The sequence below is a fragment of the Agrobacterium sp. MS2 genome (genome assembly GCF_003261015.1).
Lineage (GTDB): Bacteria > Pseudomonadota > Alphaproteobacteria > Rhizobiales > Rhizobiaceae > Agrobacterium > Agrobacterium pusense.
In genome coordinates, this window is the sequence record NZ_QLNF01000010.1 from 62245 (window position 1) to 89219 (window position 26975).

At 58.7% G+C, this 26975-nt stretch carries 22 protein-coding genes; 7 read left to right on the forward strand and 15 right to left on the reverse strand.

Annotation, left to right across the window (positions count from 1 at the left end):
- Positions 1 to 3: 3 nt before the first annotated feature.
- The 7 genes from nirB to DOU54_RS04235 all read right to left on the reverse strand — a co-directional run bounded on the left by nirB (position 4) and on the right by DOU54_RS04235 (position 8626).
- On the reverse strand, positions 4 to 2451 hold the full coding sequence (nirB, locus tag DOU54_RS04205; protein ID WP_113730818.1) for a nitrite reductase large subunit NirB: 2448 nt from the start codon (positions 2449 to 2451) through the stop codon (positions 4 to 6).
- A 5-nt stretch (positions 2452 to 2456) separates the two neighbouring features.
- Positions 2457 to 3254 carry an ABC transporter ATP-binding protein gene (locus DOU54_RS04210; protein ID WP_113730820.1) on the reverse strand — a complete coding sequence of 266 codons (798 nt, stop codon included), beginning with the start codon at positions 3252 to 3254 and terminating at the stop codon, positions 2457 to 2459.
- A 13-nt stretch (positions 3255 to 3267) separates the two neighbouring features.
- Entirely contained in the window at positions 3268 to 4161 is an 894-nt protein-coding gene (gene ntrB, locus DOU54_RS04215) for a nitrate ABC transporter permease (RefSeq protein ID WP_072494984.1), read from the reverse strand.
- A 113-nt stretch (positions 4162 to 4274) separates the two neighbouring features.
- A complete protein-coding gene (locus DOU54_RS04220) occupies positions 4275 to 5567 on the reverse strand; it encodes a CmpA/NrtA family ABC transporter substrate-binding protein (RefSeq protein ID WP_113730821.1) in 1293 nt (430 codons plus the stop codon).
- Between the two features lie 376 nt (positions 5568 to 5943).
- Positions 5944 to 7239 carry a CmpA/NrtA family ABC transporter substrate-binding protein gene (locus DOU54_RS04225; protein ID WP_113730823.1) on the reverse strand — a complete coding sequence of 432 codons (1296 nt, stop codon included), beginning with the start codon at positions 7237 to 7239 and terminating at the stop codon, positions 5944 to 5946.
- Between the two features lie 33 nt (positions 7240 to 7272).
- Entirely contained in the window at positions 7273 to 7860 is a 588-nt protein-coding gene (locus DOU54_RS04230) for an ANTAR domain-containing response regulator (RefSeq protein WP_006699921.1), read from the reverse strand.
- 100 nt (positions 7861 to 7960) lie between these two features.
- A complete protein-coding gene (locus tag DOU54_RS04235) occupies positions 7961 to 8626 on the reverse strand; it encodes a GntR family transcriptional regulator (RefSeq protein ID WP_004437233.1) in 666 nt (221 codons plus the stop codon).
- 266 nt (positions 8627 to 8892) lie between these two features.
- Here DOU54_RS04235 and DOU54_RS04240 point away from each other — a divergent pair, with 266 nt between their 5' ends.
- The 6 genes from DOU54_RS04240 to amyA all read left to right on the forward strand — a co-directional run bounded on the left by DOU54_RS04240 (position 8893) and on the right by amyA (position 16701).
- A complete protein-coding gene (locus DOU54_RS04240; RefSeq protein WP_004437230.1) occupies positions 8893 to 10149 on the forward strand; it encodes an NRAMP family divalent metal transporter in 1257 nt (418 codons plus the stop codon).
- Positions 10150 to 10168: 19 nt separating this feature from the next.
- Positions 10169 to 10936, forward strand: a complete 768-nt coding sequence (locus tag DOU54_RS04245; protein WP_113730825.1) for a LamB/YcsF family protein — start codon at positions 10169 to 10171, stop codon at positions 10934 to 10936.
- Positions 10937 to 10947: 11 nt separating this feature from the next.
- Positions 10948 to 11757 carry a putative hydro-lyase gene (locus tag DOU54_RS04250; protein WP_113730827.1) on the forward strand — a complete coding sequence of 270 codons (810 nt, stop codon included), beginning with the start codon at positions 10948 to 10950 and terminating at the stop codon, positions 11755 to 11757.
- A 7-nt stretch (positions 11758 to 11764) separates the two neighbouring features.
- On the forward strand, positions 11765 to 13375 hold the full coding sequence (locus tag DOU54_RS04255) for a 5-oxoprolinase subunit B/C family protein (protein WP_113730829.1): 1611 nt from the start codon (positions 11765 to 11767) through the stop codon (positions 13373 to 13375).
- Complete coding sequence (locus tag DOU54_RS04260; RefSeq protein WP_113730831.1) at positions 13372 to 15102, forward strand: acetyl/propionyl/methylcrotonyl-CoA carboxylase subunit alpha; 1731 nt, start codon at positions 13372 to 13374, stop codon at positions 15100 to 15102. The genes DOU54_RS04255 and DOU54_RS04260 overlap by 4 nt, the downstream gene beginning before the upstream one ends.
- Before the next feature lie 111 nt (positions 15103 to 15213).
- Positions 15214 to 16701: an alpha-amylase gene (gene amyA / locus DOU54_RS04265; protein ID WP_113730833.1), complete on the forward strand. Its 1488-nt coding sequence runs from the start codon at positions 15214 to 15216 to the stop codon at positions 16699 to 16701.
- Between the two features lie 30 nt (positions 16702 to 16731).
- Here amyA and soxR read toward each other — a convergent pair whose 3' ends face one another.
- Entirely contained in the window at positions 16732 to 17187 is a 456-nt protein-coding gene (soxR, locus tag DOU54_RS04270) for a redox-sensitive transcriptional activator SoxR (protein WP_003584914.1), read from the reverse strand.
- A 156-nt stretch (positions 17188 to 17343) separates the two neighbouring features.
- Positions 17344 to 19449 carry a TonB-dependent receptor plug domain-containing protein gene (locus DOU54_RS04275; RefSeq protein WP_113730835.1) on the reverse strand — a complete coding sequence of 702 codons (2106 nt, stop codon included), beginning with the start codon at positions 19447 to 19449 and terminating at the stop codon, positions 17344 to 17346.
- Between the two features lie 148 nt (positions 19450 to 19597).
- On the opposite strand from DOU54_RS04275, the gene DOU54_RS04280 reads away from it, so the two are divergent.
- On the forward strand, positions 19598 to 21067 hold the full coding sequence (locus DOU54_RS04280) for a glycosyl transferase family protein (RefSeq protein ID WP_113730837.1): 1470 nt from the start codon (positions 19598 to 19600) through the stop codon (positions 21065 to 21067).
- A gap of 10 nt (positions 21068 to 21077) precedes the next feature.
- Here DOU54_RS04280 and DOU54_RS04285 read toward each other — a convergent pair whose 3' ends face one another.
- The 6 genes from DOU54_RS04285 to repA all read right to left on the reverse strand — a co-directional run bounded on the left by DOU54_RS04285 (position 21078) and on the right by repA (position 26970).
- Positions 21078 to 22277 (reverse strand): low temperature requirement protein A, encoded by a 1200-nt coding sequence (locus DOU54_RS04285; protein WP_111813650.1) that lies wholly within the window; start codon positions 22275 to 22277, stop codon positions 21078 to 21080.
- 38 nt (positions 22278 to 22315) lie between these two features.
- A complete protein-coding gene (locus tag DOU54_RS04290; RefSeq protein ID WP_003584902.1) occupies positions 22316 to 22600 on the reverse strand; it encodes a hypothetical protein in 285 nt (94 codons plus the stop codon).
- Positions 22601 to 22665: 65 nt separating this feature from the next.
- The gene (locus DOU54_RS04295) at positions 22666 to 22878 is read right to left on the reverse strand and encodes a hypothetical protein (protein WP_035207316.1); all 213 of its coding nucleotides are present in this window, start codon (positions 22876 to 22878) and stop codon (positions 22666 to 22668) included.
- A 404-nt stretch (positions 22879 to 23282) separates the two neighbouring features.
- Positions 23283 to 24560, reverse strand: coding sequence for a plasmid replication protein RepC (gene repC / locus DOU54_RS04300; protein WP_113730839.1), 1278 nt, complete (start codon positions 24558 to 24560; stop codon positions 23283 to 23285).
- Between the two features lie 185 nt (positions 24561 to 24745).
- On the reverse strand, positions 24746 to 25759 hold the full coding sequence (repB, locus tag DOU54_RS04305) for a plasmid partitioning protein RepB (protein WP_113730841.1): 1014 nt from the start codon (positions 25757 to 25759) through the stop codon (positions 24746 to 24748).
- Positions 25756 to 26970: a plasmid partitioning protein RepA gene (gene repA / locus DOU54_RS04310; RefSeq protein ID WP_022563274.1), complete on the reverse strand. Its 1215-nt coding sequence runs from the start codon at positions 26968 to 26970 to the stop codon at positions 25756 to 25758. The genes repB and repA overlap by 4 nt, the downstream gene beginning before the upstream one ends.
- Positions 26971 to 26975: the final 5 nt, after the last annotated feature.

Genomic DNA, 26975 nt, shown 5'->3' on the forward strand with positions numbered 1-26975 from the left:
TTCTCACTCCGCTGCCTCGCTGAAACCGATTGCCGCCATGGGCCTGAATTCGTGCTTGTCTTGGCCGGACACACGCTCGGACCAGGGATCGACCTGTGCGAATTTCTGGCTGAAGACGAAGCGTTCGAAATAGGCTCGACGCTTCTCCGCATCATTCATGATCTGGCGACGAACCTCGTCGTAGCCGATGCGCTTGGCCCATTTGTAGATGCGCTCAAGGTAGCGCGCCTGCTCACGGTACATTTGGGTGAGCGCCACGATATGCTCCAGCGCCTCATCCTCGGTTCTGACAAGACCCAGAACTTCAGTGCCCTTGATATCGAGACCGGCGGCGCCGGCGAAGTGGATCTCGAACCCGGAATCGACGCAGATGACGCCAATATCCTTGCAGGTGGCCTCGGCGCAGTTGCGCGGACAGCCTGAAACAGCAAGCTTCAGCTTGGCGGGTGTCCACGAGCCCCACATGAATTTTTCAATGCGGATGCCAAGCCCGGTGGAATCCTGCGTGCCGAAGCGGCACCATTGCTGGCCGACACAGGTCTTCACGGTGCGCAAGCCCTTGGCATAGGCCTGGCCGGAAATGAACCCGGCCTTGCCGAGATCGGCCCAGACCGCCGGCAAATCCTCCTTCTCGATGCCGAGAAGGTCGATGCGCTGGCCGCCCGTCACCTTCACCATCGGGATTTCGAACTTGTCGACCACATCGGCAATCGCCCGAAGTTCGGAGGAGGAGGTGACCCCACCCCACATACGCGGCACGACGGAATAGGTGCCATCCTTCTGGATGTTGGCGTGGACGCGCTCATTGATGTAACGCGACTGATAGTCATCGGCATATTCGTCCGGGAAATCGCAGACGAGGTAATAGTTGAGCGCCGGCCGGCATTTCGCACAGCCGCAGGAGGTTTTCCACTCAAGCTCCTGCATCACAGCGGGAATGGTCTTAAGACCCTTGGCCTTGATGAGACGGCGTACATCGTCGTGGCCGAGATCGGTGCATTTGCACATGGGCTGCACGGCAGCGGGGTTATAACTGTCGCCGAGCGTCAGCGTCATCAGCTGTTCGACGAGGCCGGTGCAATTGCCGCAGGAGGCGGAAGCCTTGGTGTGGGCGCGCACATCATCCAGAGACGTCAATCCCTTGGAGGTGATGGACGAGGTGATCTTACCCTTGCAAACGCCGTTGCAGCCGCAGATTTCCGCATCATCCGGCAAGGCTGCAACGGCCGCCATAGGGTCCAGCGGCGACCCTCCCTGATAGGCATGACCGAAGATCAGGGTCTCACGCATGGCAGAAATATCGGTGGACTTCTTCATCAGGTCGAAGAACCACGATCCGTCCGACGTCTCGCCGTAAAGCACCGCGCCGATGATGCGGTTTTCCTTGAGGATCAGGCGCTTGTAGACGCCGGCCGTGGCGTCTCGCAGCACGATTTCCTCGCGGTCGTCGCCTTCTGCGAAATCGCCGGCGGAAAACAGGTTGATGCCGGTGACCTTGAGCTTCGTGTTAGTGACGGAGCCGTGATATTCGGCCGAACCGCCGCAAAGGCGGTTGGCTAACACCCGGGCCGATTCATAAAGCGGGGCAACCAGCCCGTAGCACATGCCGCGATGTTCCGCGCATTCGCCGAGCGCATAGATCGAGGCGTCCGACGTCATCATGCCATCGTCAACGACGATACCGCGATTGACGGCAAGACCGGCTTCCCTGGCAAGACCGGAAGCGGGACGGATACCGACCGCCATCACCACCATGTCGCCTTTGATGATCCTGCCGTCTTCCAGCTCGATGCCTTCGACCTTCTCCTTGCCAAGAATGCATTTGGTATTGGCCTTGGTGATGATGTCGATGCCGCGCTCGGTGAGCGCCTTCTCCAGAAGATAGGCCGCTGCCGGATCAAGCTGACGCTCCATGATCGTCGGCATCAGGTGGATGACGGTGACGTCCATTCCCTGACGCTTGAGACCATAGGCGGCTTCCAGCCCGAGAAGCCCGGCGCCGATGACAATGGCGCGGCCCTTTCCTTCTGCGATCTCCAGCATCTTCGTCACATCATCGAGATCGCGATAGGCGAGCACGCCGGGCAATTGATGGCCGGGGACGGGAATGATGAAGGGCAGAGAACCGGTGGCGATCACCAGCTTGTCATAGGAAGCCGTAATACTGTTTTCGCTGGTGACGGTCTTTTTGTCCCGATCGATACCGGTGACCTTCGCACCCTTGTGCAGCGTCACATTATTGGCCGCATACCAGTCGTCATTGTGGATGACGATGTCCTCGTAGCTCTTTTCGCCTGAAAGCACCGGCGAGAGCATGATGCGATCATAATTAACACGCGGCTCAGCGTTGAAAATGGTGACATCGTAGAGGCCGGGCGCGGTTTCGAACAGGTTTTCCAGCATGCGCCCCGGCGCCATGCCATTACCGATGATGACGAGTTTTTGCGTCATGGTCGTTACTCCGCGGCTTCGACGAAGCGGTGACGTTCGTAAAGGAACTTCAGCACGGCCTCGCGGCATTTGAGGTAGGTCTTGTCGGATGCAAGCTCGATACGGTTGCGCGGGCGTGCCAGCGGCACCTCGAGCACTTCGCCGATGTGAGCTGCGGGACCGTTGGTCATCATCACGATACGGTCGGAGAGCAACACAGCCTCGTCCACGTCATGGGTGATCATGACCATGGTGTTGCCGAGCCGGGCGTGGATTTCCATCACCGCGTCCTGAAGATGGGCGCGGGTCAGCGCATCCAGCGCCCCGAAAGGCTCGTCCAGCAGCAGGATTTTCGGCTCCATGGCGAGCGCCCGGGCAATGCCGACACGCTGTTTCATGCCGCCGGAAATTTCCGAAGGCTTTTTGTCTTTCGCGTGCCCCATCTGAACGAGATCGAGATTGCGCATGACCCAGTCATGCCGCTCGGGGCGGGTCTTGGCGTTGCGAAAGACCTTCTCGACAGCGAGATTGACGTTTTCATAAACCGAAAGCCAAGGCAGCAGGCTGTGGTTCTGAAACACGACGGCGCGTTCAGGTCCGGGTTCGTTGACCTCCCGGTTTTCGAGGAGCACGGCACCGGCGGAGACTTTCGTCAACCCGGCGATGAGGTTCAGCATGGTGGATTTGCCGCAACCGGAGTGGCCGATGACCGAGACGAATTCACCCTTTTCTATAGTGAGGTTGATGCCTTTCAGCACCTCGGCGCGCGAGCCGCCCTTGTCGAAATATTTGTCGATGTGATCGAGCTTGAGATATGCGTTCATAGTTATCGCCCTTTCAGTTGGCCGCAGCGCCGCGGGTGATGACGTTGCCGAGCGCCGCCACCAGCTTGTCGAGCATGAAGCCGACGACGCCGATGTAGGCGAGTGCCACGATGATGTCGGGCAGGCGCGAGGAATTCCAAGCGTCCCAGATGAAGAAGCCGATGCCGACGCCGCCGGTCAGCATTTCCGCCGCCACGATGGCGAGCCATGACAGGCCGATGCCGATGCGCAGGCCGGTGAAGATGTAGGGTGCCGCCGAAGGCAGCATGATCTTGAAGAAGAATTCGAGCTGGTTCAGCCGCAGCACCTGCGCCACGTTGCGGTAATCCTGCGGAATGTTGCGCACGCCGACTGCGGTATTGATGATGACCGGCCAGATGGAGGTGATGAAGATCACGAAAATGGCCGACGGATTGCTGTCCTGGAAGGCGGCCAGTGAAAGCGGCAGCCAGGCGAGCGGCGGCACGGTGCGCAGCACCTGAAAGATCGGATCGAGCCCGCGCATCGCCCAGACCGACTGGCCGATGACAGCCCCGAGAATGATGCCGGCGATGGCGGCAAGGCCGAAACCGTAGGCCACCCGCTCCAGCGAGACCAGCACGCGCAGGCCGAGACCTATATCCTGCGAGCCGTTATGGAAGAACGGCGATACGATGAGATCGTAGCTCTCCTCTAAAACCTGGCTCGGCGGCGGCAGGGAGGCGCCGGGGGCGGAACAGAGCAGCTGCCAGACAGCAAGCAGAATGGCGAGAACGACAAACGGCGGGATGATGTTGCGGGCCGCTACCACAGCCCATTTGCGCAGATCAATCCGCGGCGACTGTTTCGGCGCGAGCGCCACGACATTTGCCTTCTTCGCTGCCTGCTGCTGCGGCTCTTCGTTGAATTTTCGGGCCAATGCGGACATGGGCATTTCCTCTTGATGTCGGTTACGGTCTGGGCTCGCCCCTCACCCGGTCTTCAGCCGCACCGGTTGGGAAGCGCGGCCGGCGGATGAAGGGCGACGCCCGGGTCTCCTCCTCAGGAGGCCGCCTTGATGGACAGGCTTTCGAGATAGGCCGACGGGTTTTCCGGGTCGAAGACCTTACCGTCGAAGAAGGTTTCCTTGCCGCGCGAGATGGAGGCGGGAAGATCGGTTACGCCGAGATCCTTGGCGGCCGCGCGCCAGATATCCTCTCGGTTCACCTTCGCAACCAGCGCCTTCACATCGGTGTCGGGCGCGAATTTGCCCCAGCGGATGTTTTCGGTGATGAACCAGCTGTCGTGGCTGCGGAAGGGATAGGAGGCATGGTCCTGCCAGAACTTCATCTGCAGGCCGGTGTTTTCGAGCGCGCGGCCGTTGCCGTAATTGATATTGCCCTTCAGACGGCCAAGCACATCCTTCGGCGGCACGTTGAACCATTGGCGTTTGCCGAGGATGGTGGACATTTCTTCCTTGTTCGCCATCTCGTCGCACCATTGCTGCGCTTCCATGACCGCCATCAGCAGCGCCTTGGCGGCGTTGGGGTTCCTTTCCACCCAGTCGGCGCGCATGCCGAGCGCCTTTTCCGGATGGCCCTTCCAGAGTTCGCCTGTCGTACAGGCAGTAAAGCCGATGCCCTGATTGACCAACTGCTCGTTCCAGGGCTCGCCCACACAGAAGACGTCCATGTTGCCAACCTTCATGTTGGCGACCATCTGCGGCGGCGGAACGACGATGGTGGAAACGTCCTTGTCGGGATCGATACCGCCGGCGGCAAGCCAATAGCGGATCCAGAGATCATGCGTGCCGCCCGGGAACGTCATCGCGGCCTTGATTTCCTTGCCTTCCGCCTTCTTTTTCTCGAACGCCACCTTCAGTTTGGAGGCATCGAGTTGAACGCCGGTATCTGCATATTCCCTGGCGACGGAGATGCCTTGGCTGTCGAGGTTCAGGCGGGCGAGGATTGTCATCGGCACCGGCACATTGTTCTGGGTTACCTTGCCCGTATGCATCAGATACGGCATCGGCGTCAGAATATGCGCGCCGTCAATACCGTTCGAAGCGCCGCCGAGCACCAGATTGTCGCGCGTTGCGCCCCATGACGCCTGCTTCAGAACCTCGACGTCAGGCATGCCATGCTTGGCGAAGAGGCCCTTTTCCGCGGCGATAACGAGCGGTGCGGCGTCGGTGAGTGCGATGAAGCCGAGTTTTGCGCCTTTGACCTCAGGCTCGGCGGTGGCTGCGAAAGCCCCGGAGGGAAACGCGCCGCGTACCGCACTGACAAGGGCTGCGGTGGCCGTGGTCTTCAAAATCGCGCGGCGGCTGACAGCGCCGGAGAATATCTTTTTCATTCGCATGTTCCCCTTATTGGGCCACCCGTGGGTGACGTTTTCGCTTGCGAAAAAACCGGAAAATAAAAAAACGCCGCTCGGTGTTTGCGTCTGCGAACGGGAAAAGTCCGGACTGCAAAACCTTGCGACGTCTGTGTCTTTGAAAGCGCCTATGCCGCGCCCTGCTCGCTCCGATCGCCGTTGACCGGTGCGAAAAACAAAAAGCAAGAGGCGTGCCAGTTTATCAAAATTAGATTATAACCCTGAAAAGAAAGGCGTATTTCAGGAGATGAGCTTTACGACTAAATTTTAATCAGGGATTTTCTTGACTTGCATTTGGGCAAATGGAGAAATCCAGCGCTTGAATTTTACGCAGCTTGACCAGCTTGGGGACCGTTTATGCCTCACCGGAAGCGTGAGAAACAGCCGTAGATGTACGTACTGAAAATTTCTTCACATAGCCTTCTATGTCGGCGGGATCGAATATGAGGCCATCTACGAAACGATCACCTTCTTCCTGCCCTTCGACACGGATATCGGCATCATCAGGTGCATTGGCGTCGCCCAGCACCGCCCGGTAAATATCCGGCCGGTAGGAAGACAAGGCGGCCGCCACGCCTTTGCGAGAAAATTCCGCCTGCCCCCAGCGGATCATCTGGCTGTAAATCCACAAAGCCTGACTTTGCCGGGGATAATTCGCATGGCCGCCATGAAAAGTGAAATATTTGTCGATCACGCGCCTATTCCCCATGCTATCAATGCTGAATTCACCGGCAAGCACACGACGGATAATCGCCTCAGGCGCTCCGATGTAACGCGGATCGGCAAGGGCCCGGCTTAGTTCATCGTGATTTTCTGCAAGGTCGCACCAGCGCGCGGCCCCATCAAGCACCGTCAGCAGCCGTCCGACCGCTTCTTGTTGGTTTGCCGCCCATTCGGGCCGCATGCCGATGACCTTTTCGGGTGCGGAAGGCCACAAATCCTGCTTGGCGGCAACGATCCGACCGACACCGCGTTCGGCGGCGACGATATTCCACGGCGCTCCAACGCAGAAACCGTCAATCGCTCCCGCAGCGAGCGCATCCGATGTCAACGGCGGCGGCACGACCACAAGCTTGACATCGTTATCGGGGTGAATGCCACCAGCGGCAAGCCAGTAGCGAAATTCGTAATTATGCGAGGAAAACGGGTAGGTCATGCCAAGCGTCGGTGGCGGCTCGCCGCGGGCACGCATATCATCGAGCACACGCTTCAGCGCCTCAGCATTTTCGAGCGCTCCCGCCGTTTCGGAAAGTCCGGTCAAGGCCTTCATGCGGTCAAACAGGCGGGTCGAAAGCGTGATCGCATTGCCGCCGCGTCCGAGTGAAAAAGGCGTAATCGTCGGCGACGGGTTGGAACCGAGCCCGAGCATGGAGGCGACGGGCATTGGAGATAGCATATGGGCAATGTCGAATTGCCGGAACGCCAGCCGGTCACGCACATTTGCCCAGGAAACGTCTTTCACGAGATCGAGCGTAATGCCCTCGCGTTCTGCAAAGCCGAATTCGGCCGCTGCGATAAGAACCGATGCGTCAACAAGGGGTATAAAGCCAGCACGCAGGATTTTCTGCCGGTCACTGCCGACCCGTGCCGGTGCGCCCGGGGCTTTCGTCGCTCCGCTGTCTGGTCCTGCCGTTTGTTCCGGTGCCGCCATGTTATTCACTCCACGCTGTCCGGCTGGTCTTCGTCACATCAACAGACCGGCCGCGGTGACCACGCTTTGCGCGATCTCGGATATCTTCTTTTTCTCGTTCATTGCCGTTTGCCGCAGAAGTGCAAAGGCCTCTTCTTCAGAAAGGCCGCGCATCTTCATCAATATGCCTTTGGCGCGTTCGATGACCTTGCGCTCCTCAAGCGCCGATTTCGCATCGGCCAGCTCCCGCTGCAGGCGGCTGAAAGCATTGAAGCGGCTGACCGCCATATCGAGAATCGGTTTCACACGCTCTTTCTTCAACCCGTCCACCACATAGGCGGAGACACCGGCCTCGACGGCTGCCTCGATGGAGGCGGTGTCGGAACGATCGACAAACATGGCGATAGGCCGGCCAACCGTGCGGGTGAGCTGAAACAGATGCTCCATCATGTCACGATTGGGATTTTCAAGATCGATGAAAATGACATCAGGCTGCAGCGTCTCGATGGTGCGCGCCACCCCGTTCACCTCGTGGATGACGGTAACGCGCTGATAGCCCGCCTCGCGCAGGCCCTCCTCTATGATGGAAGCGCGGATCGCGTTTTCGTCGATAACGAGAATTGTCAGGTCGCGAAGCGTCATGCCAGCATTGATGACGCAGCGCAGCAAACTTGGCAACCGCCCTGATCGGCAAAAGTGAAACAGTACGGCACGAGACGTTTCGCCGCCGCCTCCCGCTATGTCAGGAGGCGTGTTCCACGGCACGTTCGAGCGCTTTCAGGACCGTACGCTCTGAAAGATTGAGATAGGTGTCCATCTCGTCACCCGCTTCCTGCGCCTTGCCTTCCTCCATCAGTGACAGAATCTTGCTGTTCATGTCGACAAATGGAGAATGAAGCTGTTCGGGATCTTTTAAGAGACCGAAACACAGCCGGAGTTCAGCGGCAATACGCTCGTAAAAATCGCTGATCCGGGCACTGTCGAGGAGATCAACGACAGCGGCATGAAATTTCATGTTGGCGCTGCCCACGCCCAGCCAATCAGCAGCCTCACGCTTCACCTTCGCATCCTCAACCGCCGCCCGCATCGTTTTGATCGCGGGGTGCTTGTGCCAGGCCTGCCGCAGCGCGCCGCATTCCACCATGCGCCGCACCCGGTAGATATCGATGACCGAGGACATGGTGGGAACTGCGACGAACACACCGCGATTGGCCTCATGACGCAGAAGCCCATCCTTGGTCAAAAGCCGGAATGCCTCGCGCAGCGAATTGCGGGAGACATCGAAACGTTCACTGAAGGCTGCCTCTGACAGGCGCTGCCCCGGCGCCAGCTCACCTGATATCAGCAGGGTACGAATACCCTTGGCCAATCGATCCGCAAGCGGCAGACCCTCTATCGTTTCCGTCATGGCGCTCCTTTCCTAAGAGCAATGCAGCATCGGGAATTCCGTGACAGGCATGTTCGGACACGGCATGTTCTGCCCATAGCACAAAGCATTAGCAAAGCACGAAAAAAACATGCTGAATTCATGCGCATAACGTCCAACAAATAGACAAAATAAGAGAACGATTATTATTTATTGTTGAACAATGTTGACAATTTCGCGGAACAGGCCAAACTCGGTCTCATAAAGCATCCGCGAGGGGCGGATTGCAAATGGAGCGGAGAAAATCCATGGAGCAGAATAAGCTCTCGCCCGCCGACCCTAACGAGGTTGCGCGCAAGGCGAAGAATCAACGGTATGCCTTGCTTTCGGCAATGTTCTTGATGTCGATGTCGGCCGTCGGGCCGGGCTTCATCACACAGACCGCAAATTTCACGGTTAAACTAGGCGCCGCATTCGCATTCGCCATCGTCATTTCCGTCCTCATCGACTTTGTCGTGCAGGCCAATATCTGGCGCATCGTCACCATTACCCGCATGCGGGCACCGGCCATTGCCAATGCCGCTATTCCGGGTTCGGGTTATCTGCTTGCGATTCTCGTCATTATCGGCGGCCTGTTCTTCAACATCGGCAATATTGGCGGCGCGGGCCTCGGCTTCAACGCCATGATCGATCTCGATCCGAAGATCGGCGGTGCAATCGGTGCACTGGCGGCCATCGGAATCTTCCTGTCCCGCCGCGCCGGCATTGCCATGGACCGCGTGGTTTTCGTCGCGGCCTTTGTCAAGCTGGCGTTGATCGTTTATGCGGCATATGTTTCCGGCCCGCCGGTCGCGGAAGCCTTCCGCCAGACTTTCCTGCCAGACACCATCGATTTCGTCACCATCACCACCATCGTCGGCGGCACGGTTGGCGGCTACATCACCTATGCCGGTGCGCATCGCCTGCTGGACAAGGGCATGGTGGGCATTGAAAATATCAACGCGGTCAATCGCGCGGCGCTCAGCGGCATCGCCATCACCGGCGTCCTGCGCTACGTCCTGTTCCTTGCCATCCTCGGCGTTGTCGCAAGTGGCGTGGTCATCGATCTCTCCGGCAAGGCGGCGAATCCGGCCGGCCAGGCTTTCCATGCCGCCGCCGGCAATATCGGCTACCGCCTGTTCGGCGCCGTCTTCCTCGCCTCGGCCATGACCAGCATCATCGGCGCGGCCTATACCTCCGTGTCATTCCTGACAGCTTTCAAGCCTGACATAACGGAGCGTCAGCGTAATCTGGCAACGGTCGGCTTCATCGCCATTTCGCTGATTGCCTATGTCATCATCACCACCCCGCCTGCAGCCATGCTCGTCTTCGTCGGCGGTCTCAACGGTCTCGTCCTGCCGATCGGTCTTTCGATCTTCATGTATGCCGCCTGGAAGCGCGCGGATCTGATGCACGGGTACCACTACCCGCGCTGGCTGCTGGTGCTTGGCGTGCTGACCTGCGCGCTCACCTGGTATATGGCCTATAAATCGGCGGGCGCGATCTTTGCCCTGCTCGGCTACTGATGGAATAAGGGAGGCAAACATGGCCGCTATCGATCTCAACAGCGATCTTGGCGAAAGTTACGGCGCATGGCGTATGGGTGATGACGAGGCGATGCTCGCCATCGTTTCCAGCGCCAACATCGCCTGCGGATTTCACGCAGGCGACCCGGCCGGCATCTACCGCACCGTCAAGGCCGCTGCCGAAAAGGGCGTGGTCGTTGGCGCCCATGTCTCCTATCCTGACCGCGTCGGCTTCGGCCGCCGCGATCTGGACGCCACCTCGGAAGAACTGATTGCCGATGTCATCTACCAGATAGGCGCGCTGAAGGGTGTTGCCGCCGCTGCGGGCACTACGGTGCGTTACGTGAAGCCGCATGGCGCACTTTACAACCGCATCGCCAATGATGCGAAACAGGGGCAGGCCGTGATCGACGGCATCAAGGCCATAGATTCTTCACTGGTGTTGATGGGTCTTGCGAACGCGCCCATCCTCGATCTCGCCCGCAAGTCCGGTCTTGCCGTCGTTGCCGAAGCTTTTGCCGACCGCGCCTATACGCCTCAGGGCCAGCTCGTTTCCCGCCGGGAAGCCGGTGCCGTACTGCATGACGCGGCAAAAATTGCCGACCGTATGGTGCAGCTTGCCCGCAAAGGCACGCTGGAGGCGATCGATGGCAGTATTATAAAAATCGAGGCGCAATCCATCTGTGTACATGGCGACAGCCCCGGTGCGGTCGCCATCGCCCAGGAAATCCGCCAACGCTTCGAGGCTGATGGCATCGACATCCGCTCTTTTGCATCCAATCGCTGAAAGGATAGCCGATGACGATACCCACATCCTATCTCAATCACACGGACGCGGACGCCGCCCGCAAGGCCCGCTCCACCTATCGCGGCGGTCTTGTCGCCCCTACCTCCGGTATCGCGCCCGGCTTCACGCAGGCGAACATGATCGTGCTGCCGCGCGACTGGGCTTTCGATTTCCTGCTTTATGCGCAACGCAATCCCAAGCCCTGCCCGGTACTCGACGTGTCCGATCCCGGATCGCCGACCACTCTTCTGGCGCCTGGCGCGGATCTCAGGACTGATCTGCCGCTTTATCGCATCTGGCGTGACGGCAAGCTTGTTGAGGAAACCGCTGACGCCACCGCCGCATGGGCTGAGCGCGACGATCTCGTCGCCTTCCTCATTGGCTGCAGCTTCACCTTCGAAACACCGATGGTGGAGGCGGGTATCGAAATCCGCCATATGACGGACAAGAGCAATGTGCCCATGTATCTCACCAACCGCCCCTGCCGTCCGGCCGGTCGGCTGAAGGGCAATATGGTCGTTTCCATGCGGCCGATCCCGGCGTCGCGCATCGCTGATGCGGCGACCATTTCGGGACGTTTTCCAGCGGTGCATGGTTCGCCCGTGCATGTGGGTGCGCCCGAGGAGATCGGCATTACCGATCTCGCAAAGCCCGATTTCGGCGACGCGGTGCGGATCGAACCCGGCGAGGTTCCGGTCTTCTGGGCCTGCGGCGTCACCCCACAGGCCGCCGTGATGGCATCCGGTGTTCCCTTTGCCATTACCCATGCGCCGGGACACATGTTCATTACCGATATTCCCGATTCCGCCTATCACGCGTGAGGATATGATGCGTTTTCTTCCCGTCAGCCTCGCCACCATTCTTGTCGAACTCGCCGATCTCGATGAAACGCTGGCGCTTTTCGCCTCGCTGCAGAACGATCCCATCGAAGGTATAGAAGAGACGGTGCCGGCTGCCCGCACGCTGATGATCCGGTTCCGGCCCGAGAAGATCGGCTCCGAAGCGCTGGCTGCGCGGCTTGCGAGCCGCGATCTCTCGGCAAAGATCGCGCCGTCGGACAATCTTGTCGAAATCCCCGTCCGTTATAATGGCGAAGACCTTGCAGATGTTGCCGAACTAACCGGCCTGAGCATCGAGGAGGTTATCCGCCGGCACACCGAAAGCGAATTCACCGTTGCCTTCTGCGGCTTCGCTCCCGGTTTTGGTTATCTGGTCGGAGGCGATCCCGCGCTGCATGTCCCGCGCCGGCAAAGCCCGCGCACCCGTATTCCGGCCGGCTCCGTAGCATTGGCCGGTGCTTTCAGCGGCGTCTACCCGCAAAACAGCCCCGGCGGCTGGCAGATCATCGGCACCACACCGGTGAAGATGTGGGACATCGACCGTGAGCCCGGCGCGCTTTTCCAGCCGGGTTACCGGGTCCGTTTCTTCGACATGGACAAGGCCGGCAGATCGGTCGACATTCCAGCCCCGACACAGCGCGAAAAAGGGCAAACAAAGGACGGCCCGCATTTCGAGGTGCTCGCCGCTCCGATGCCGGCAATCTTCCAGGATCTTGGCCGCTTTGGCCAGACCGGACAGGGCGTATCGGCCTCCGGCGCGCTGGATCGCGGCGCGTTCAACGCCGCAAACCGTATCGTCGGCAATCCGGTCAATACGCCGTGCCTCGAACTGACGCTCGGCGGTTTTTCTTTCAGGAGCACGAGCCGAGCAGTCATTGGCACAGCCGGCGCCCCCTGCCCCATCACCATAACGGCGGCAGATCGCAGTTTCGTGGCAAAGGCGCATGCACCGGTTTCCCTTGAGGCCGGTGATGTTGTCACTTTCGGCCAACCATCGAAAGGTATGCGTTGTTATCTCGCGGTGCGCGGTGGCTTCGATGTCGAGCCGGTGCTCGGCAGTTTCGCGACGGATACACTTGCCGTTGTCGGCCCGGAGCCGGTCGGTGCAGGCGCCATCCTGCCGCTCAAGGGTGAGACGTCCGGCCTTTCCAGCGTATCGATCGACGAGGTTCCGGCTTTCGAGCCGCCGGCAACGGGTGAGGTCGTGACACTGGATGTCGTTCTCGGGCCCCGAACGGACTGGTTCACGCAGAGGGGTATCGAGACGCTGACTGGCCAGCTCTGGCAGGTCACCCCACAATCGAACCGGGTCGGCATTCGCCTCTCAGGCGACGTGCCGGTGGAACGCAAGGACAGTGCGGAGCTTCCGAGCGAAGGCACGGCAACGGGCGCGATCCAGATTCCCCATAGCGGCCAGCCGGTTCTTTTCCTTGCCGATCACCCGCTGACCGGAGGTTATCCTGTCATCGGCGCGGTAGCGGAATATCATCTCGATCTTGCCGGGCAGATCCCCGTCAACGCCAAAATCAAATTTCGCCCGATCGGCCCCTTTGCCGAAATCGTGGCCAGGAACATAGAATCCCGAGGAGAAAAGCGATGAAAAAAGTGCTGATTGCCAATCGCGGCGAGATCGCGGTGCGCATCATCCGCGCCTGTCGCGATTACGGCCTGAAATCGGTCGCCGTTTATGCCGATCCCGATCAGGACGCGCTTTTCGTCCGGCTGGCGGATGAGGCCTATGCGCTGGAGGGCGTGCGCCCCGCCGAGACCTATCTCGACATTACCAAGCTGATCGCGGTTGCAAAACGCGCTGGCGCGGACGCCGTGCATCCCGGTTACGGCTTTCTGTCCGAACGCGCGGAGTTTGCCCAAGCCGTCATCGATGCCGGCCTGATCTGGATCGGTCCCGACCCTCATGTCATCGAGGCGCTGGGCGATAAGGTCGAGGCACGGCGCATCGCCACCGGCGTTGGCGCACCACTGGTTGCCGGCAGTGATGGCCCCGTCTCTTCCGCCGCGGAAGTCACCGCCTTCGCCGAACAGCACGGCCTGCCGGTCGCCATCAAGGCTGCCCATGGCGGTGGCGGGCGCGGCCTGAAGGTTGCCTGGAAAATGGAGGAGATCGCCGACCTCTACGAATCCGCCGTGCGCGAAGCAACCGCCGCCTTCGGTCGTGGCGAATGCTTTCTGGAGCGCTTCCTTGACCGGCCGCGCCATATAGAAGCGCAGGTTCTGGCCGATAAACACGGCAATGTGCTTGTTCTCGGCACCCGCGACTGCTCGCTGCAACGCCGGAACCAGAAACTGATCGAAGAGGCTCCAGCCCCCTTCCTGTCCGATGAGCAGCGCCAAAAAATCCATGACGCCGCCAAGGCGATCTGCGCCGCAGCCGGTTATTCCGGCGCCGGCACCGTCGAATTCCTGCTCGGCGTTGACGGCACCATTTCTTTCCTTGAGGTCAATACGCGCCTGCAGGTGGAACATCCTGTCACCGAGGAAACCACCGGCATCGATCTCGTCATCGAACAGTTCCGTATTGCCGAAGGCCAGAAGCTGCGTGTCCTCGAAACGCCCGAACCGTGCGGGCACTCCATGGAGTTCCGCATCAATGCCGAAGACCCTGGCCGCGGCTTCCTGCCGACGCCCGGCTCGATCTCGGTTTTCGACGCGCCGTCCGGTCCCGGCATTCGCATGGATAGCGGTGTCGTCAGCGGCTCCGTCGTGCCTGGTGTCTTCGACTCGCTGATGGCGAAGCTCATCGTGACAGGTGTCGACCGAGATCAGGTCCTGCGCCGTGCCCGCCGCGCGCTGAAGGAATTCCGCATCGAGGGTATCGCGACCGTTCTTCCGTTCCATCGCGCCGCGATCGAGACGGACGACTTCATCGGCACGGATGGGTTCAAGGTTCACACCCGCTGGATCGAAACCGATTTTGCCGCCATGCCCGACGCCATGGAGCGCCCGGCACCGGCCGACGATCCTTCCATGACACGAACCTATCTCGAGATTGACGGAAAGCGTGTTTCGGTCGGCCTGCCCAGCATTCTCCTTTCCAGCCTCGGCAGCGTCAACGGCGGCCAGGCGTCCGTTTCCGGCACTGCGGTCGACAAGAACGAGGGTGAAATCACTGCTCCCGTTTCCGGCACCTTGCAGTCCTTCAAGGTAAAAGATGGCGACACGGTCTCGGAAGGTGATCTCCTGGCAATCATGGAAGCAATGAAGATGGAGACGCAGATTGTCGCCACCAGGGCCGGCAGGGTCCGCCTGATCGGCAAGGAAGGCGACTATCTTCAGGCCGGCGATAGGGTGCTCGAAATAGCCGGCTAATATTGAAGCGCCGCAACGACCTCATAATCGCAGATCGCGCATCCCCGGTGGCGGAACCCTTTCGTCACCGGGCCGTTTATGGCGCGACCTGCTAACCATCGTGAGGGACATATGGCCGGACGCACCTTGCTTCAATTCTTCCATTGGTATTATCCGGACGGAGGGAAATTATGGAGCGAGGTGGCCGAGAAGGCCGAAAGCCTTGCCAAAATGGGCATTACCGACGTCTGGCTGCCGCCCGCCTACAAGGGCGCCGCAGGCGGTTATTCGGTTGGATATGACACCTACGATCTCTTCGACCTCGGCGAATTTGACCAGAAGGGCACCGTCGCCACCAAATACGGTGATCGTGGCGCCCTCGAGCATGCGGGCAAGACGCTGAAAGAGAATGGCATCCGTGTCATTCACGATGTCGTCCTCAATCACAAGATGGGTGCCGACGAGAAGGAAAAGGTACGGGTTCGCCGCGTCAATCCCGACGATCGCACGGATATCGACGACGAGGATTTTTCCGCACTCGCTTATACACGTTTCACCTTTCCCGGCCGAGGCGGCGCGCATTCCAAATTCATCTGGGACCAGAAATGTTTCAGCGGCGTCGATCACATCGAAGAGCCGACCGAAGACGGCATTTTCCGGCTCGTCAACGAATATGGCGACGGTGAGTGGAACGAGGAAGTCGACCAGGAAAACGGCAATTTCGACTATCTGATGGGCGCGGACGTCGAGTTTCGCAATCGGGCCGTCTATGAAGAGCTCAAATATTGGGGCCGCTGGCTTTCCCAGCAGGTCCAGGTGGACGGCTTCCGTCTGGATGCCGCGAAACATATTCCGGCATGGTTCTTCCGCGACTGGGTCGGCCATATGCGCGAGACTATTGATCCCGATCTTTTCGTCGTAGCGGAATATTGGCACCCCGATCTTGAGGCCTTGAAGAGCTATCTCGAACTCGTCGACAAGCAGCTGATGCTTTTCGATGTCGCCCTTCATCACAGCTTCCACGACGCGTCGAAACAGGGCGTTGATTTTGACATGCGCAGCATTTTCGATGGTGCGCTTGTTTCCGCCGTTCCCGATCACGCCGTCACGCTTGTCGATAACCACGACACCCAGCCATTGCAATCGCTGGAGGCTCCGGTGGAGCCCTGGTTCAAGCCCCTCGCCTATGCGATCATATTGCTGCGTGAAAACGGCGTGCCTTGCGTTTTTTATCCCGATCTGTTCGGCACGAGCTATACCGACACGGGTAATGACGGCAATGAGTACAAAATCGATATGCCGGCCATCGAATGCCTGCCGAAGCTCATAGAGGCGCGCAGCCGTTTCGCCAACGGCGTACAGACGGACATTTTCGATGACCCGAACTGCATCGCCTTCATTCGCCATGGCACCGCCGATGCGCCGGGCTGTGTCGTGGTGATGTCGAATGGCGAACCGGCGGAAAAGCAAGTCGATCTCGGTCCGGATCATGCAGGGGCGGTCTGGCGCGACTTCCTCGGGCACCGTCAAGAGGAGATCACCCTCGATGAGAGCGGCAAGGGCGTCTTCCCCACCAATGGCGGCAGTGTCAGTGTTTGGGTGCCAGCCGAATCCGGGTGAGCAACAAGGCTAACGGTCCGAAAATTTTGCTCACTCTGCCGAAACGAGGCGGCGCGGACCTGCGCCGTTATCGGCGAGAACATCGTTCGGATTGCGCAACGGACAATCATCCAGCGAAAGGCACCCGCAACCGATACAGCCGGTAAGCTGGTCGCGCAGCATGATCAGGTTGTTGATGCGAAGCTGGAGCATTTCCCGCCAGGATTGGGAGAACCTGCGCCAGTCGGCTGTTGTCGCCACCCGATCCTGCGGCAGGTCGGCCATCGCGTCCCTGATGATGCTCAGCTGTATACCCGCCCGCTGCGCAATGCGGATGATGGCGATGCGCCTCAGAACCGCGCGATGATAACGGCGTTGATTGCCGGCGGTGCGCCAGCCCTCGATCAATCCCTTCGCCTCGTAAAAATGGATGGTGGAGACGGCGATGCCGCTGCGGCGGGCAACCTCTCCCACCGTCAGGCTGTGTTTGAGTATGGTATTTTCCATTCTGGCTCCTGCTTCCGGACCGATTTCCGCTCGGAAACGCGGAAACACAACGAAGAGCAGCCGGTATAATTCCTCAACCATAGTTGAGGTCAATAGACCAACGGTCAAAAAAAGAGGCGCCCGATGGCGCCTCCGAATTTCGCGGCTATGACTGGATCAGAACTTCGCTGTCATGCTGATCCAGAAACGACGGCCTTCCATGACGGTGTTGAAATCGTCGGTGCTGACATTCTTGTCGAAGACGTTGTAGACGGCGGCATTGAGATCGACATTTTCGGCGACCGCATATTTCGCGCCGATATCAAGCGTGGTGTAGGCGTCATATTTTCGACCGGCCTTGCCGTTGATCGTCACCGGCGTGCCGTTCGTGCCGATGCGCGGGCCGGCATTGATTTCCGATCCGTGGTAATTCAGCGAGGCCCAGGCTTCAAGACCATCGATCGGTGTCACCCAGTCGCCGCGCAGATTGGCCATATGCTCCGGTGTCCGCGCCAATGGAAAACCTTGGTAATCACCGGTCTTCTGTTCGGAATGCGTATAGGTATAGTTGCCGCGCAGCGTCAGTTCCGGCGTCGCGTACCAGGTCGCCGTCAATTCCACACCCTGAATGACCGCATCGTCGATATTGTAATTATACCAGAGGCGGTAGTTGCGGTCTTCGCTCCAGCGGACAGGCGTTCCATCGGGATTGAGCACCAGCGCGTTGGAAATCTTGTCCTTGAAATCGGTGTAGAAATAGGTGGCCCCCAGAGCGACGTCACCATTCTCCCAAAGTGCCGCCACTTCGTAACTCGTGCTTTTTTCCGCTTCGAGGTTGGGATCGCCGATGATCACACCGCAGGTGCCGCTCGGACCATAGGTGCAACCGCCCCCACCTGTCGTATAGGCATAACCCGGCGCGATCTGACGGATTTCCGGTGCGCGGAAACCGGTGGAAACGCCGCCCTTGATGGTCAGCTCTTCAGTGGCGCTCCAGACGCCATAAAGACGCGGGCTGAAATGATTGCCGTATTCTTCATGGTTATCGAGGCGAAGCCCGCCCGTCAGCGCGAAATTGTCGACGATGCGCCACTCATCCTCAAGGAATAGAGCCCATTGCGTGGCCGAAAACGTCTCGTCCCGGCCGGTACGGCGGCCCGGGTTCTGGTCCGTCAGCCGTGCCTCAAAATATTGGCCGCCCGTGACCAGTGTGTGGTTGCCGAAAAGCTCGAAAGGCGTGGTGAACTTGCCATCGAGCACGGTATTGCGCACCTCCGGCGAGCGTGCATTTTCAGTCACGCGGCCGGTTCGGATGTTTCTGGTGAAATTGGTGCGTTCCGCCCATTCCTGCTGCAACGAGAATTCGGATGTGGTCGGTCCCCAGCGGCCGGTGTGCGAGAGTGACCAGTGGTCACGCGTGTTGATGTTGTAGGTGCCGTCGCTATTGGCCGCGAGCGATTCGCCAGGCTCGGCGCTACGGCGCAGCCTTGTCTTGCCACCTTCGAGATAGATGTCGTGATCTTCGTTCGGCGTAAACGTCAGGCGGCCGTTGAAATCATATTCCTTGGCGCCGGTGGTCCCGCTCAAAATGCGGTCTTCGCCGCGCGTGAAGCCCCTGCCCCAGAGCTGCAGACCAAGCTGATCCTTGAGGATCGGACCGTTCGCATACCAGGAGACCTGGCCGCTGTTGCCGAATTTCGAATGTTGTTGAACCGTGCCCTCGGTGGTGACGGAGCCCGACCAGACGTCGCCGACCTTGCGGGTGATGATGTTGATCACGCCGCCCATGGCATCCGAGCCATAAAGCGAGGACATGGGACCGCGCACCACTTCGATACGTTCGATCGCCGAAACCGGCGGCACGAAGCTCTGTTCGAAGCCGGAGTTGCCATTCGTGCGGGCATCGCGCGTGCTCTGCCGCTTGCCGTCAACGAGGATCAACGTATAGGCGCCCGGCAAGCCGCGGATGAAAACATCCTTTTCGTTGGCGATCCCGGTGACAGACACGCCCTGCACTTCGCGCAGGGCGTCAGTCAGGTCGCGATACGCCCCCTTTTCCAGATCCTCCCGTGTGACGACGGTGATGCTGGCCGGAGCGTCTTTTACATTCTGCTCGAAACCGGACGCGGTGACGACGATCTGCTCAAGAACAGTGGTATTTTCAGATACCTGCTGCGCAAAAGCGGGCAGAGCAATATTTAGCGCGGTTCCGGCCATTGCTGCCGAAAAAGTAGTCTTTATTGTCATCGAAGCCTTTTTGCAGCCCCGGTACTTCAATTCCATGTTATGCCCCCGCATTTAACTTGAGAATTTCACCCCACTTATTTACGAGGGGGGTGCGGGCGCAACAGATTTGTTTTCGAACGGTTCTAAATTCTAGAAATTGCAAAAAGGGCTCCCTCTTAAGATGAGTGGAGTAAAAATTCGCCAGATGACAACCAGCAAGAGAAAAGACGGACCGGCTTCCACGGCAAAACCCGACAGGCTTGGGCAGCTGAAACTGCTTGTCGCTTTTGATGCTTTGTTGCGGGAAGGTAGTGTCAGCCGCGCCGCGGCGGGCATGGGACTTCCAACATCATCGATGAGCCGGATCTTGCAGCAGCTACGGGAAAAATACGGGGACCAGCTCTTTCTCCGCACCGGCCAAGGCCTGCGCCCCACTCCCTTTGCCGAAGCCATGCGCCTGCGCATCCGCTCCCTGGCGGCAGAGGCCGAAAATCTGATCGATTATTCGCAGGAAGAACCCGAGGCGCCGGCCACCATCAATAAGAGCGGCTGGGAGCAGCCGGCATTGATGAAAGCACCGCCACTTTCCCTTCGCCCCAGCATTCTTCTTGAAGGTCAGCCGACGCCGGAAAACATTGCCGAGCGTCTCGCCCGCATCGGCCACAATTCCGCCCCACAGGAACGGCTCGCCAAGTATATTGCAACGTCTGCGATGGGAATAGGCAACAGCCGTCCGCTCAGCCAATCGGAGGCGACGGATGCACTGTCGATCATTCTGGAAGGGGATGCCGATCCGATACAGATCGGGGCACTGCTCGCCACCATGCATTATCGCGGCGTGACGGCGGCCGAACTGGCCGGCTTCATCCAGGCGACGTGGCGACATGTCGGGCGAGACCGCTACCGGCCTGTCACCGTCGATCTCGACTGGCCGGCTTATATATCCCCCAAACACCGCGACGCGCCATGGTTCGTGCATTCTGCCCGCCTCGTTTCCATGGCGGGATACAGGGTGCTGTTGCACGGCCATGTTGGTCAGGGCGAAAATGGCGGCAAGCTTGAACGCGCCGCACAAGCCTGCGGTATTCCCCTTTGCCGTTCGCTTTCGCAGGCGGCCGAGGCCACGTCATCCGAAGGGATCGCCTATCTCCCCCTGGGCGGCCTGTCTCTGCAATTCCAGAGCCTGCTCAGTCTCCATGGCATTCTGGAAATGCGCCTGCCGGTGCATACTGTCGTCCACCTTCTCAATCCACTGCGCGCAAGGAGCACCATTATAGGGCTCGCCCGCCCGGCCTATCAGGAGCTGCATCGCGATACCGCCCGCCTGCTCGCCGTGGAGAATCTCGCCATACTCGGTAACACGCGGGATTTCGCACAGTTCACGCCATTCCGCAGCACACGGATTTTCGGTCTTTCAAGCGGAAGGGACGTGGAGGTCCTGGTCCCCGCCCGCGAAGCACCGCCTGCCGAAATGCCAACCATGTTTACCACCTTCGAATATTGGCGTGCAGTCTGGACGGGAGCCGCGAAAGACGAAAGGGCGGAAACCATCATCATATCCACCGCCGCCGCCGCGTTGATGCTCGTCAATGACATGGGGCTTTCCTTTGACGAAGCTTACGCGAAAAGCCTCAAGCTCTGGAACGAGAGGACGCGCAATCTGGTCAGCGTCTGAGCATTCGAGATCACGCCGTGGCGACTGACTTTTTCAAAGCCAGATATTCCCACAGGGCAACAAGCAGCAGAATACCCGTGCTGGCCAGCTGCAGGATGAATAGCGGAATGCCCGGCACCGGCAACAATAGGCAGAGCGCTGCCACGCCCGCAAAATGCGAGACGGGGCGCTGATAGGTCGCGGCGATCTTGACACCGATATTGCCTGCCAGAAAGAGGACGGGACCACCGACGATTGCGATGGCCTCCCTTATCGTTGCGGCCTCGTGGGCATGGGACAGGCTGAAATCCTCTCCCACCGCCGTCAGAATGATACCGGCGACGATTGGCAAATGTCCGTAATTGAAGAGATTATGGGCGATCTTCGCCTTCTCGTCGGCGTTCTCGGCTTTTCTGGAGGCTTCCGCCTGTCCGTGATGGAAATAGATCCACCACATCGCGACGGTGCTGATGAAGGCGGAGCAGAAAACGACAAACGTCAGCCCGGAGTTCATATATTCGGTTGCCGTCCGGCCGGTGGTCAGAATTGTTTCCCCCAGACAGATGATGACAAACAGGGCGCAACGTTCCGCCAGATGCTCTCCGGAAAGATGCAGACTGTCGTCATCGCGAGAACGCAAGCCGGGGACAACATAGCGGCAGGCCGGACCGGCATACTCGATTGCGAGCGCCATGCCCCACAGGAGAATGCGTTCCCCCAGATCGCAAAACCCGCCTGCCAGCCAGAACAGGCTCGAGATGGCCAGCCAGATCGTCACCCTCACGAACACCAGAAACGACTGCCGGTCTTCATCCCTGAAGGCATAGAGAGCAAACAGGCTTCGACCGATCTGCATGACGCTGTAGATCAGCGCGAAGACCAGGCCCTGTTCGGCAAAGGCTTCCGGCAAGGCGATGGCCAGCAGTACACCGCCAAACATCAGCACGAAGAGCAAAATCCTGACCGGTTCTTTCTCAGTATTCAGCAGATTGGTGATCCAGGTGGTGTGTATCCACAGCCACCACAGGGACAATATCAGGATGCCGGCTTCCAGCACCGCCGTTGGCCCAAAGTCCTTCGCCAGAGAATGGGATAACTGAATAAGAGCGAAAACGAAAACCAGATCAAAGAACAGCTCAGGAAATGTCGCCTTTCCCGTCTCCTGACCGTCATGCCGGATCCAGCTTTCTGCACTCGGCGCCCGTCGGGAAATCTTGGTTCCTGTTCTCATTCTGCTTCCGTTTGCGGAGCATAGATCATCGCAATCCCTCACTGTCGCAAGACGTGGGTTTCAGCCCCGGTATTGTTATGATCTGACCGGCGGCCGGGGAATTCCAGCCCACGCGCGCTGTCGGGAAGGAACTGCGGTCCCACCAGCCGCACCGTTTTTCCGGAGACATCAGTAATGTAACTTTGGGCGGAAGGCGCCGATGAAACCGCTGCGTTACCGGCTTTTTTATCTTCCAGCCGGCTGATTTCCAGGGACTGGGAAAATACCGGCACGACCATTACGCAAACGAGGCCGGCGGCGAGAAAGAGGGGCTTGGGTAACATCGAAATTCCCTGACGCTTTTATCTGCGCCAATAACAGCCATCCCCTGCATTTGTTCCGCACAGCTTCAGGTATCGCCGTCAAGGTAAGTGCGGTATTGCACGTAATCACCGCTCGATTGCCCATCGACGACTTCAGGCGGCCGCCCCTCGCCCCCTGGGAGATAGCCGGTGTCTTCGAGGACTGATTTCACGAGCTCTGCAATCGCAATATGTCGGGGCAGAGCTTTATCCGCCATGTAAAGGGCGACGGCCAGTTCTATATCATCCGGAAATGTCATGAGCGTGGCGTTCCGTTAAACCATTGACTGGAACGCGCAGTGCCAGCGAAAGTTCAATTCGTCGGCGCCAAGGTAGCGCGGATTGGCGACATATCGCGGAACTTTTTTCGAGGCCGCAGGGAGGAACTTCTGCCCGAACTGCACAATCTGATGTGTTCAGACCGCTACTCCGCATTCAAAATGCTCCAGACTCAAGCAATTGAAACCAATCACGGAAAAGCGCAAACGAAACCTAAATTGGACTTAACTTGCGTTACTGTGCATTCACCACGGGAAGCCCCGATCGGACACAAAGTGTTCTAGCAGCTTCGTTCCAACGAATCCTTTGGTGTTTGCGTGAACAGCAAGAATCTAACCGCATAGCCGGTTTTTCGCAAGCTGCCGCCGCTCCGCTCATCACGCCCTCATGATCTCGTTCCCGCTTCCTGCTTGTCTGTTCGGCCACGCAGTTGCGCCGTGAGCATGGCCTTGAGATCGAAACTGCCTTCCTGGGCCTTACGTGTGAGATTGCGCAGATATCCGCCAAGCGAACTGATTTGATCAGCCTTCTGCAACAGGCAAGCGAGGATGGCCGCTGTTCCCTGCCTCCCGAAGGTGGCTAATGCATCCTGATAGGCCGACTGGCTGATGCTGAACATGGTTCTGATGACGGAAGTTGCCACCTCCATATCTCTCCAGCCAGTCACCGCACCTCCAGGTGCATAGAGGGAAATATCGGGGCACGCTTTCAAAACCAAAACAATATCAGGAACAAAAAATTGCTTATGAAGATCGTTCCTGGGTGTCGGCTTTGGAGGAGTGACACCAGCGACCGCGGCATCTGCGGATGTGGACGCGATTGTTGCAGCAGTTCGAACCGGCGCGGCATCCTCCAATTCCTGCGGTTCAGATATGGATTCGGATTCTGAATTCTTTATGAGGCGCTCATTTTGGCAGTCATTGCCGCTCAAATTTTCCGATTTTTCAAGATTTTCCAGATAGTTGGTCACTTCTGCGCGGAGTGAAGCCAGAAAACCGGCGATTTCCTTGAGTTCAGCTGTCTTCGAATTGCGCCCTAGAGTCCGCGCGATGTCGTTGTAGCGGGCCTGAAACCCGTCAAAGATCTCGATCTTGCCGCTGGCAGCAATCATTTCGCAGAGTTTCTGGATGTCCCGCCGGCAGAGGCTGATCGTCTCGCGAAGTCGTTGAAGATCGAGCCGTTCGCGAATGATGCGTTCGGCCAGTTCCTCTATTTCCGTTTTACGGGCAAGAAGCGGTGCGAGTGAGAACCCGTAGGCTTCGCTGATCTCGCCACCCCTGTGCTTCCGTGCGTAACGTTTCCCATTCGGGCTGTCCTTGCGGATGATGAGGCCGGCTTCGACAAGAGCCGAAAGATGCCGGCGCAATGTCTGTTCCGCCATGCCATGTGCCCTGAGCGACAACTGCGTATTGGATGGAAACACCACCAATCCGGCTTCGCTGGAAAGCTCATTTTTGGGATAAAAGCTCAGGAGCGCGTTCAGAACGGCAAGCGAGCGATCGGTTACGCCGAGCAGCGGTCTTGCTTCACAGACGGACCGATAGAGTTTCCATTTGTCGACTGCTTCGCATTTTCTGGTTTTCTGCGCGGCAAACTGGGTTGCGAGCACGCCAAACGACATCGCTCGCCGCCCAAAGGGCGTCGTTACACATGTGCTGTTCATGTCTTTCACCTTTCACAAGGCAAAAGAAAATCGCTCACCGAAAAATTCGATGCCAAGACTCTTGACTATGATTCGCGGAAATGAGATTCTTCGGGTGCTTAAATCAAAGAAAGGCTTCCGCGCGGCAACGTTCGGGGGCTTTTTTCTTTTGTGATGCGTCTCCTGTTAGTCGTTCGGGTTAGAAATCACTGCTTGGACCGGTACTCGGCAAACAGCGTCTGAAGATGTTCCAGAACGAATTCGGCAAATTCCGGTGCTTCGTTCTTGTCGATCGATATATCCAGCTTCCGGTCGCTCTCGACCACTTTCGCCAGGCGACGGCCCGTATCCGAAGACCATACGCCGGTTTTCTTGACCTGTGTCTTTGGCTTCAAAAAGTCCAGAAGCGCCTTGAAGCGTTCTTCGGAAGGAAGCGAGGCAACCGCAGGTTCGCTGACATATGCGCGGGCCGCCTCCTTGACCTGTGAGGAGGAAAGCTGGTCGGCTAGATCCATCCAGTTGCGGCGGCCGACAGTGGGTGCGGGGCCTATGAGATCGACCAGATCCTCTGGAATGCGTCCAACGACCGAAAGCATATTGGACAGATCGCCCTTGTGAAGCGACATTGCCGCCATGATCGTGTCTCGAGGGAACCGCATCTGCAGTTTCTGCGCAAACCGTGCTTTCTCGATATAGGTCAGGTCGCGACGTTCGTTATTTTCCTGGCCCTGGGCCACCACCAGCTGTTCATCGCTGAGATCCCGCACAACGGCCTTGACCGGAATGCCAAGACTTGAAACGGCGCGAAGGCGGCGATGACCGAAGGCGACCTGATAACGGCCCGGGAAATCGGGATGCGGGCGCACGAGAATCGGCACCTGCTGCCCCTGCTCACGAATTGCCTCCACCAGACCGGCATCGGCCTCTTCGGAAGCGGGCATACGATCCGGTATGAAGGAGGGATCGATATCCGCGGGGTCGAGAGAGACAATCGTCAGTCCTTCGGCGAGCTGCTTTTCAATGGCTTCAGCCCGTTTGGCGCGCTCCGAGACTTCATTCAGCGATTGACCGATCATACCAACGGGGGAGTTCAAAACATCCGTCACCAGCTCGGGGGAGCCGAGGATAGGCCTGATACGGGGTCGTGAACGCTCCGGCGTGGTATCGTTGTTGTCGGTACCCGGTGTGCCAAGATTTGCGAAGATTTGTTTTCTGCTCATGCTGCCCTACCCCACGCTTTTTTAATCAGTCCTTCGATTTCAGCGTTCACATTGTTCATGGCTTCCAGCGCGCGATCATAGGTCGACCGGGTGAATTGCGTCCTCTCCACTTCGAAAAGCGTCTGGTTGGTCAATCCAGCGTCCGAGACCGCCGTGCTTTTCAGCATCGGATGATTGAGGACGTTTTCACCAAAAATCGATCGCAGGAAAGCGACCATCTGGTTCTGCGGCCCGTCGCTCGGTTCGAAACGGGTGATCAGGTAACGCATCCAGTTATAATCCGACCGAGCACCGGCCCGGCCAATTTCCGCCAGAAGGTCGCCGGTCATGGCGAGGAACTGGTTCATCGACATCACGTCAAGCATCTGCGGATGGACGGTGACGAGCACCGATGTCGCCGCTGTCAGAGCCGAAAGCGTCAGATAACCGAGTTGCGGTGGGCAATCGATGACGACAACGTCGTAGAAATTTTGCGCTTGGGCGATCGCCTGGCCGATACGGGCGAAGAACAGCGTGTCACCCGGTGCACGGCGCATCAGCGCACGCGGAGTATCGTGTTCGAACTCCATAAGTTCCAGATTGCCAGGAACAATGTGGAGATCGGGAATATAGGTGCCACGGACAATCTCGGCGATGGGGCGGCGTTCATCGTCATAACGGATCGCGCCATAAAGCGTCTCGTTCGGCCCGACATCAATCTCGGGCTGGTGACCAAAAAGCGCGGAAAGGCTGGCCTGGGGGTCGAGATCGATGGCAAGAACCCGATAGCCACGTAGTGCCAGATATTGCGCCAGATGGGCAGAGGTGGTTGTCTTTCCCGAACCGCCCTTGAAATTCATGACGGCGATGACCTGTAACTCTTCGCCCTCCCGGCGGTGGGGCAGGTAGCGGCGTGTGCCACGCGCACCCTGGTCCAAAAAACCCCTGATATCGCGCATGTCTTCTACGGAATAGGAGCGACGCCCGGATACCTGCGCGGCATCAAGCTCAGGCAACTCGGAAGCGATCTGGCGCAGATAGGCTTCGCCAATGCCGATGAGCTTTGCGGTCTCCGCCGGAGAGAAATGCCGCATGCTCTTTTCGGTATGGGGGGAAAATGTATTTGCGTTATGCGCCTGCAACTGGGCTGACAACGCAGCCGAATGCTGTTGTATAAGACTCGTCAGGTCAGGTGCTCCTGCGGCACGTCTTAAATCGGCACTCTGTGTCATCGGTC